Source organism: Amycolatopsis sp. NPDC039088, from assembly GCF_055598845.1.
Map to the genome: position 1 here is coordinate 7,386 of NZ_JBVKAE010000024.1, position 8,353 is coordinate 15,738.

Annotated in this window: 4 protein-coding genes; 1 reads left to right on the top strand and 3 read right to left on the bottom strand. The window is 66.7% G+C overall.

The genetic code is table 11. From position 1 onward, the window contains the following. Positions 1-139: 139 nt before the first annotated feature. From ACZ7KI_RS27730 to ACZ7KI_RS27740, 3 genes are read right to left on the bottom strand one after another with little or no spacing between them, the layout of a single operon-like run. The gene (locus ACZ7KI_RS27730; RefSeq protein ID WP_470275994.1) at positions 140-1,438 is read right to left on the bottom strand and encodes a ricin-type beta-trefoil lectin domain protein; all 1,299 of its coding nucleotides are present in this window, start codon (positions 1,436-1,438) and stop codon (positions 140-142) included. Between the two features lie 26 nt (positions 1,439-1,464). Then, positions 1,465-3,168 carry a ThuA domain-containing protein gene (locus ACZ7KI_RS27735; protein WP_470275995.1) on the bottom strand — a complete coding sequence of 568 codons (1,704 nt, stop codon included), beginning with the start codon at positions 3,166-3,168 and terminating at the stop codon, positions 1,465-1,467. Positions 3,169-3,197: 29 nt separating this feature from the next. Continuing rightward, positions 3,198-6,023, bottom strand: a complete 2,826-nt coding sequence (locus ACZ7KI_RS27740) for a PQQ-dependent sugar dehydrogenase (protein ID WP_470275996.1) — start codon at positions 6,021-6,023, stop codon at positions 3,198-3,200. Positions 6,024-6,906: 883 nt separating this feature from the next. Between ACZ7KI_RS27740 and ACZ7KI_RS27745 the strand changes: the two genes are divergently transcribed. After that, on the top strand, positions 6,907-8,238 hold the full coding sequence (locus tag ACZ7KI_RS27745) for an RICIN domain-containing protein (protein ID WP_470275997.1): 1,332 nt from the start codon (positions 6,907-6,909) through the stop codon (positions 8,236-8,238). Positions 8,239-8,353: the final 115 nt, after the last annotated feature.

The following is an 8,353-nucleotide window of genomic DNA, read 5'->3' on the forward strand; positions in this document are numbered from 1 at the left end:
GATCACTGAGGGCAGGGGTTTTCCTATTTGGACCAGCCCCCACCCCCCCAGCACAAAAAAACCCCCCCCCCCCCGGGGGGGGGGGGGGGGGGGGGGGGGGGAAAAAAAACACCCCCCCCCCCACGACCCACCCGACCGGCTAGGCTTTGGCCCAGCGCTGGCCGGCGCCGCCGTTGCAGGTCGCGACGTCGACAGCGGAGTTGTTGGCTGTGCCGGTGACGTCGAGGCACAGTCCGGTTTGGCCGCTGGTGATCGTGCCGTTGTCGTTGACGTTCCACTGTTGGTTGGCGCCGCCGTGGCAGTCCCAGATCTGTACCCGGGCGCCGGAGGTGGCGTTGTCGGGCGCGTCCAGGCATTTGCCCAGCACCTGCAGGGTTTGGCCGGTGCGGGTGAACTGCTGGTTGGCGTTGGTGTGGCAGTCCCACAGGATCAGCTGGGAGCCGTTCGCCGAGTTCGCGCCGGTCACGTCCGCGCACCTGCCCGCGGACTCGCTGCGCAGCCGGTAGGTGGGCGTCGGCGCGGGTGTGTCTCCGGTGAAGAACTTCCACACCTCGGTCTTGACCCAGCTCCTGGCGCCGCTCTCACAGCCGGCGCATCCGTCGACGGGGCCTTGCTGGTGGCCTCCGTCGAAGGCGGCCCAGGCGACCGGGTACCCGGCCCGGCAGCCGGAGTAATAGGTGGTGATGTGGGTTCGGCTGCCCGACGACGGCTCGGGCGGGTTCTGCGGGGTGCAGCCGTTGTTCCGGACGAACCTGTCGCGCAGCCCCCGTCCGGCGCCGATGTTGTCGCCGACGCCGTGGATTCCCAGGTACGCGAACGGTTGGTTGCCACCGCTGCAACCACTGATCGCGCCGGGAGCGGCGATGGCCGCGACCGCTCGGAACGTCGTCGGCCTGGCGCACGCGAGTGCGTAGCTCATGGCGCCGCCGTAGCTGAAGCCGAGGGAGAAGCGTTGTGCCGTGTCGACGCAGAGGTCGTTCTCGATCCGCTTGATCATGTCGTCGGTGAAGGTGACGTCCTCGCCGCCGGAGTTGGCCCAGCCGTTGCCGATTCCTTGGGGTGCCACGAAGATCGCGGTGTTGTTCGCCAGCCGCCGCAGTCCGTAGTGGGCATAGACGTCGCCATCGCTTCCGCCCGAGGCGACCTGCTCCGCGGTCCCGCCCCACCAGTGGAACCCGAAGATCAGTTTGTGCTGGGTGGTGTTGTCGTAGTTGTCGGGGATGCTCAGGATGAAGCTGCGGTTCTTGCCGTTGCTCTGAATGGTGTGCGTGCCGCTCCGCAACGTGGGGGCCTTGCCGCAGCCGGGTGACGCGGCGAGAGTGCCGGGATTCGCCGCCGGGGTGGACGGCACGGCGTCGGCCACGCCGACACTGGCGAGAACCAGTGCGACGGCGGCGATCGGCGTCCACCATCGAAGAGAATGGTGCCGTTTCTTCATGGCTTTACTCCTGTTCTCTACTGGGTTCAAGGCAGGGTCCAGCGCTGGTTGGCGCCGCCGTGACAGGTCCAGATGATCAGCTGGGTACCGTCGGCCGAGCCGGCTCCGGTGGCGTCAAGGCATTTGCCGGACTGCGGGTTGACCAAGGAGCCGTTCGCCCCGGCCGTCCAGTTCTGCGCACCACTGCCATTGCAGGTGGACAGTCGCACCTGGGCACCGTTCGCGGTGCTGCCGCCTGCGACGTTCATGCACTTGGTCAACGCACGCAAGGTGTTGCCGTTGACGGTCCATTGTTGCCGGGCCGCGCCGGTGCAGGTCCACAGCTGGATCTTCGTGCCGTCGGCGGTGCCGCCGCCGTCGACGTCGACACATTTGCCGCCGGCCGTGGTGATCGGTCCGGTGCGCGAGATGGGGCCGCCCAGCTCCTTGAGCCGGATGTCGCGGAAGGACACGTCGTCACCGGTGCCGTGGTTCTGGATGCCGATATGGCCCGAGGTCAACGATCGCACCGGGTCGGTGTTGGTGAAGTCGTTGATCTTCACGCCGTTCAGGAACACCTGCAGCCGTTCACCCTCGACGAGCAGTTCGAAGGTGTTCCACTCGCCCGGCGGGTTGAGCGCGGCGTCGCGGGCGGCGATGTCGGCGGCCTTGAACCCGTAGACCGAGCCGGTGGTCTTGTCCGCCGTGTCGGTGGCGTCGATCTGGACCTCGTACCCTTGGTCGAGCGCGGCGTTCGGGTCGCTGCCCGCCGGGAAGCCGAGGATGACGCCGGAGTTGTCGTCGCCGGGCATTCGCCAGTCCAGCTTGAGCGAGTAGGAGCGCAGCTCCTTGGCGCTGTACCAGAGCATGCCCATCCCGCCGGAGGAGGTCAGCGTGCCGTCGCTGTTGCTGAAGCCACCCGGCCCGGCTTGGGACCAGCCGGTGGTGGATCCGTTGTACAGCGCGAGGTAGCCCGTCTCCGGACGGCAGTCCGCCTTGGTCCGGCCCGCCGCGTACCGGATGCCACCGAGCATCATGGACCGGAAGCCGGGCTCGGCGTAACTCGCCTGGGTATGGCCGTTTCCGGTGTAGAAGGAACGTCCATTTTGGAGTGTCTTGCACCAGGTGTACGGATGGTCGGCGCCCATCGAGCCACCGGAGTAGGTGGACTCGTCCAAAGTGGCCAGTACCCTGGCGCTGGAGCGGACGTTGGTCCGGAAGTTGTACCACTCGTCGGTGCGTACCCAGGTGGGGGCGAGGTGCTGGGTGGCCTGGTGCGCCCGGTTCTCGATCCGCTGGGTGGCCTGCTGGATGGCCGGGTGCGAAGCGAAGTACGTGCCGACGAGTTCGCCGTAGAACGGCCAGTCGTATTCGGTATCGGACGCCGAGTGGACGCCGACATACCCGCCTCCGCCCCGGATATAGGACTCGAACGCGCTCTGCTGGAGGGCGTTCAGCACGTCACCGGTGGTGTTGAGGAACACCACGGCCTCGTACTGAGCCAGGTTGCCGGCGTTGAACTGGTTGGCGTCCTCGGTGGTGGTCACGGTGAAGCTGTTGGCCGCGCCCAGTTCCCGGATCAGCTGGAGGCCTGCCGGGATCGAGTCATGTCTGAAGCCGGCGGTCTTGGAGAACACCAACACGTCGTACGGCGTGTCGGCGGCGCTGGCGGGTCGACCGGCACCGGTCGCGAGAACGACGAGCGCGGTTGCGGCCACGCTGAGCACGCGCCGGATGGACGATTTCTTCATGCCGGGTCACTTCGCTTCCTGTGCGGGGTTCACGGCAGCGTCCAGCGTTGGTTGGTGCCGCCATGGCAGGTCCAGATGATCAGCTGGGTGCCGTCGGCGGTGCCGGCGCCGTTGGCGTCGAGGCATTTGCCCGACTGGCTGTTGACCAGAGATCCGTTGGTGCCGATGGTCCAGTTCTGTGCGCCGGTACCGTTGCAAGTGGACAGCTGCACCTGGGCGCCGTCGGCGGTGCCGCCGCCCGCGACGTTCATGCATTTGCTCAAGGCGCGCACCGTGGTGCCGTTGACCGTCCATTGCTGGTGGGGCGTGCCGGTGCAGGTCCACAGCTGGATCTTCGTGCCGTCGGCGGTGCCGCCTCCGCTGACGTCGACACATTTGCCGCCGGGGCCGGTGATCTGCCCGGTCCGGCCACCCGTCGAGGCGCCGAACGAGAACGCGTCCACGTCGAACAGGAAGCCGCTGCCGCTACCCGCGAACGTCAGATATAGCGTGCTGGTTCCGGCCGGGGGGCCGGTCAGGGTGGTGGAAACCTCGGCGAAGGTGTCCCAGCCGCCGGTGACCGGAACTGTCACCGTCCCGAGCACCGGTCCGGTCGGCGAACCGGTCCGCACGGACAGCGTGCCGCCCGAGCCGCCCGACGAAACCCGGGCGGTGAACCGGGTTTCGCCCACCAGTGCGTAGGGCTGGAACGCGATCCAGTCACCGTTGTGGATGTCGCCGACAGTCTTGCCGCCCTCCGCTGCCGCCTTGTCGTAGAGGCCTGTTCCCGACTGGCTGGAGTGGTGCTCGGCTTGGCGGTGCCGCGGCTGCAGGACGTGCTGGGTATGGGTGGTCAGCGCCGGCTGGCCGTTCGCCCCGAGGTCGGTGTATTCGGCGTCGAAGACCGCGTAGAGATTCGCCGCCGTGTCGTGCTCGCCGTCCACCGGGATCTGCAGCGTTCCCGAACAGCCGGTCCGTGAGGTGATCTTGTGTGCGTGGCTGTCATGGCCCAGCAGATAGCTGAGTGTCACCCGGCCGCAGTCGATCGCGCCGTCTTCCGGGTCTGTGACGGTGATCGTGTACGGCACCGTGTCGCCGAAGCTGAACAGGCTCCCGTTGACGGGTGTGTTCAGTGTGACCGTGGGTGCGGTGTTGCCGACGTTGATGATCACACTGGTGTTGCCGGTGCGACCTCCGGGGTCGGTCACCGTGAGGCTGGCCGTGTACTGGCCGTTGCCGGTGTAGGTGTGGCTCGGATTGGCCGCCGTGGACGTGCTGCCATCACCGAAGTTCCACGCGTAGGTGAGCGCACCGCCCTCGGGATCCGAGGAGCCGGCCGACGAGAAATCGACCGTCAGCGGTGCCGCGCCGGACGTGCGGCCGGCGCCGGCCCGTGCGGTCGGTGCCTGGTTTCCCGCCGGGTTGTACTCGATACGGTAGAGCGCCGAGCTGGCGTCACCGCTGCCCCAGCCGGTGCCGTAGTCCAGCACGTACATGGCACCGTCCGGGCCGAAGGTGGAGTCCATGACCTGCGTGCCGCGCCACGGGAAGTCGTTGATCTGCCCGGCCGACCCGTCGGCGTTGACGTCGATGGTCTTGATCCAGCGCCTGCCGAACTCGGTGGCGAAGACGTGCCCGTCCAGCGCGGGCGGGAACTTGACCGACGACGGGTTGGCCGCGTCGTACCGGTACACCGGCGCGCTCATGGGCGACTCGGACCCGCAGCCGAACGCCGCCAGCGAGCAGTTGTCGTACTTGATCCACGCCGGACGTGCGGCGGGCAGAGTGGTCAGCCCGGTGTTACGCGGAGAGTTGTTGACCGGTGCGGCGCAGTTGAACCGGGATCCGGACGGCCCGGACGGAAACGTGTAGTCCACATAGGCTTCCGCCGTGGTGTTGGCCCCGACGCAGTAGGGCCAACCGTAGTTGCCCGCCGAGGTGATCCGGTTGAACTCCACCAGGCCGGCCGGCCCGCGGGTGTTGCTGGAGGTACCGGCGTCGGGTCCGTAGTCGCCGAGATAGACCACGCCGGTGGCCTTGTCCACGTTCATCCGGAACGGGTTGCGGAAGCCCATCGCATAGATCTCAGGACGGGTCTTCGCGGTGCCGGGCGGGAACAGGTTGCCTGCCGGGCTCGAGTACGACCCGTCGGTGTTCACCTTGATTCGCAGAACTTTGCCGCGAAGGTCGTTGGTGTTGCCGGCGCCACGCTGCGAGTCGAACACGGGATTGCGGTTGGCGCGCTCGTCGATAGGGGTGTAGCCGTCCGAAGCGAACGGATTCGAATCGTCTCCTGTGGACAGATACAGATTGCCCGCCGCGTCGAAGTCGATGTCCCCGCCGACGTGGCAGCACATACCGCGGTTGGTCGGCACGTCCAGCACGGTCACCTGGCTGGCCATGTTCAGCGTGAAGTCGCTGTTGAGAGTGAACCTGGAGAGCCGGTTCACCCCGTTCCACGCGGAGAAGTCGGATCCGTTGTCCGGGGCATCACCGCCCGGAGTGGACAGTGGGGGAGAGTAGTACAGGTAGATGAACCGGTTGGTGGCGAAGTTCGGGTCGGCCCCGATGCCCTGCAGGCCCTCCTCGTCGTGCGAGTAGACCTGCAGGGTGCCGATCACGTTGGTCGCACCGGCGGCCGTGGTCCGCCTCAAGGTCCCGTTGCGGGAGGTGTGCAGTACCGAGCGGTCCGGTAGCACGGTCAGTGACATCGGCTCGCCCATTTCGGCTACCCCGCGGGCCAGTTCGACCTGCTGGAAGTCGGCGGGGTTGACCGCGTGCGCGGTGGCCGGCGGAGCGGAGGCGATCATGGTCGCCGTGGTGCAGGCGGCGATCAGGAGTGCGGCGGAGATCGCTGCTCTGAAGCGTATTCTCATCACGAGGTCCCGTCCGTCGTGGCGGCGAGTGAGACGATCGCCGATCGGAGTAGCGGCCGACGCCGCCTGACGGAATGGATCTGCGGGGTCATGGTTCTCCTTCGTCGGTGAAGGCGCTTCGCGGATCCGGGAGCGCTCCCACACAAAGGCGGAAAGCTCCCAGGATGTCGGCCGGGTCTGCGGGACTATTCGTCCAGAGCCGCCGGATCTGGTGGGGCCGACGGCTCGGCTGGTTGATTTACCGGCGACGCCAAGGGATTGATCGTCGTCTGGGATCGGTGACAAGCGCACAGGGGACAGTTCGCCGTTGAACCATGGGGACTCCCAAGCGGGGTCGAACCGGTTCGATCAACTGGTAACCGTACGCGAACCGCTACGGAGAGCGCAATGGTTCAGTCTTATCAGGCGAAATGGATCAGTCTTATCGTCGACGGCGTGGCTGTCGCGCCCTCGCGACGCGGGGAGATGCGTGCCGTCGGGACGTCGCGTGGACGTCCTGAGGGCGACCACAGTCAACGGCTCGGGCCGATCGGCAATGGAGGTTCTGACCGCGGTCGGTCCGGTTGGTCGTGAGTGGCGATTCGTGTTCTAACCCGAATCGTCACTCACGACCAAGGCGATACGGTCATTCGATCAATTCGTAGTCGATCTTGATCGAACATATTATGGATGTGACAATGTTTCCGGACGTTCTTGTCCTCTTTCGATTGACCACTTCCTGCAACGTCGCACGAGAACGGTCGGTGTCATGTCCACCAAAAGATACAAGTTCACGCTGCCGCTCCGCCGCCTCCTCAGTGTATTGACGACAGCGGCCCTGATGTCCGCCGTCGCGCTTGTCAGTGCGTCGCCCGCCGTCGCCGAAACGAGTCAGTTCAGAGGTATGAACTGGGCTCGGAAAGGCGACAACTTCACGACCGGCACCCTCGTCCTGGAAGGGTTGAACGGATCCGACAGCTACGCGACCGTCCGGGCCAAGGCCGACGCGATCTACGCCGGTATGGAGAACCTGCTCGGCGTCAACACCGTCCGGCTGCCCGTCAACACCCACACCGTCGGCTCATCCTGGTGGAACGCCTACCGCGGCGCCATCGACGCCGCGACCGGCCGCGGCTTCAAGGTCATCCTCGCCTACTGGGAGGACGGGGCCGCCTCGGGTGGCCGCATCACCAACATGGCCGCTTTCAACTCGATGTGGGACACCGTGATCGCCCAGTACGGCGGCAACGGCCTGGTCCACTTCGAGCCGATGAACGAACCGCACGGATACGGTGCGAGCGAATGGTTGAACGTCGCCGCCAACTGGATCAACGCCCGCCCGTCGATTCCGCGAGGCCGAATTCTCATCGGCGGCACGGGCTTCAGCCAGGATCTCAGGCCCGTGTGTGGTGACAGCCGATTCGCCGGAACCCTGCTGTCCTTCCATTTCTACGCATTCTTCTACGGGCAGCACGATTACGCGGGCTGGCGCGATCTCGCGCAGACTCGGCTGGGTAGTTGCGCGTCCCGGGCGGTCGTGACCGAATTCGGTGCGCCGATGGACACCGGTCTCGATTATGGAAACCCGAACGGTTCCGACAACTTCGTCCGGTACCTCCGCGCCATCACCGACGTCATGCGCGACAGCGACATGGGTGGTACCTATTGGCCGGCGCTCGGCGGTAAGGTCACCGCCGGGCAGACCTACGACTGGTACTCCATGTTCGCGCTCCACGGCAGCGGCACCGCTCTCTCGCTGAGCCTTCGCAACACCAGCGGCGCCGACCGGCTGAGGCACGCGTGGGGTGACAACGGAAGCCCTGGCACGCCGGTCGCCGCCATCACGAACCGGAACTCCGGCAAATGCGTCGACGTGGTGAGCGCCTCGAGCGCCGACGGTGCCGAGATCATCCAATGGGACTGCCATGGCGGGGCGAACCAGCAGTGGGAAGCGCGCCCCGCCGCCGATGGTCACGTTCAGCTCGTCTCGCGGCATTCCGGAAAATGCCTTGATATCAGTGGCGCTTCGACAGCCGACAACGCCAGGGTCGTCCTCTGGTCCTGCAATGGTGGGACCAACCAACAGTGGCAGCTACGCGACGCCGACGGCTACCTCGAAATCGTCGCCCGTCACTCGGGCCGGTGCCTGGACGTCGTCGGTTCCTCGACGGCGAACGGCGCCCGGCTCCAGCAGTACGACTGCCGCGGCGCCACCAGTCAGCACTGGCGCCGCTGACCTGATCGCTGTCCCGGGGGGGGGGGGGGGGGGGGGGGGGGGGGGGGAAGGGGAGGGGGGGGGGGGGGGGGGGAGGGGTGACCAAGGAGTGTTTTTTCGCTTGCGGCCGCGCGGA

Excerpts from the sequence above, each read along its gene's own strand:
- ACZ7KI_RS27730 (WP_470275994.1), bottom strand. The coding sequence starts at position 1,438 with ATGAAGAAACGGCACCATTCTCTTCGATGGTGGACGCCGATCGCCGCC.
- ACZ7KI_RS27735 (WP_470275995.1), bottom strand. The coding sequence starts at position 3,168 with ATGAAGAAATCGTCCATCCGGCGCGTGCTCAGCGTGGCCGCAACCGCG.
- ACZ7KI_RS27740 (WP_470275996.1), bottom strand. The coding sequence starts at position 6,023 with ATGAGAATACGCTTCAGAGCAGCGATCTCCGCCGCACTCCTGATCGCC.
- ACZ7KI_RS27745 (WP_470275997.1), top strand. The coding sequence starts at position 6,907 with ATGAACTGGGCTCGGAAAGGCGACAACTTCACGACCGGCACCCTCGTC.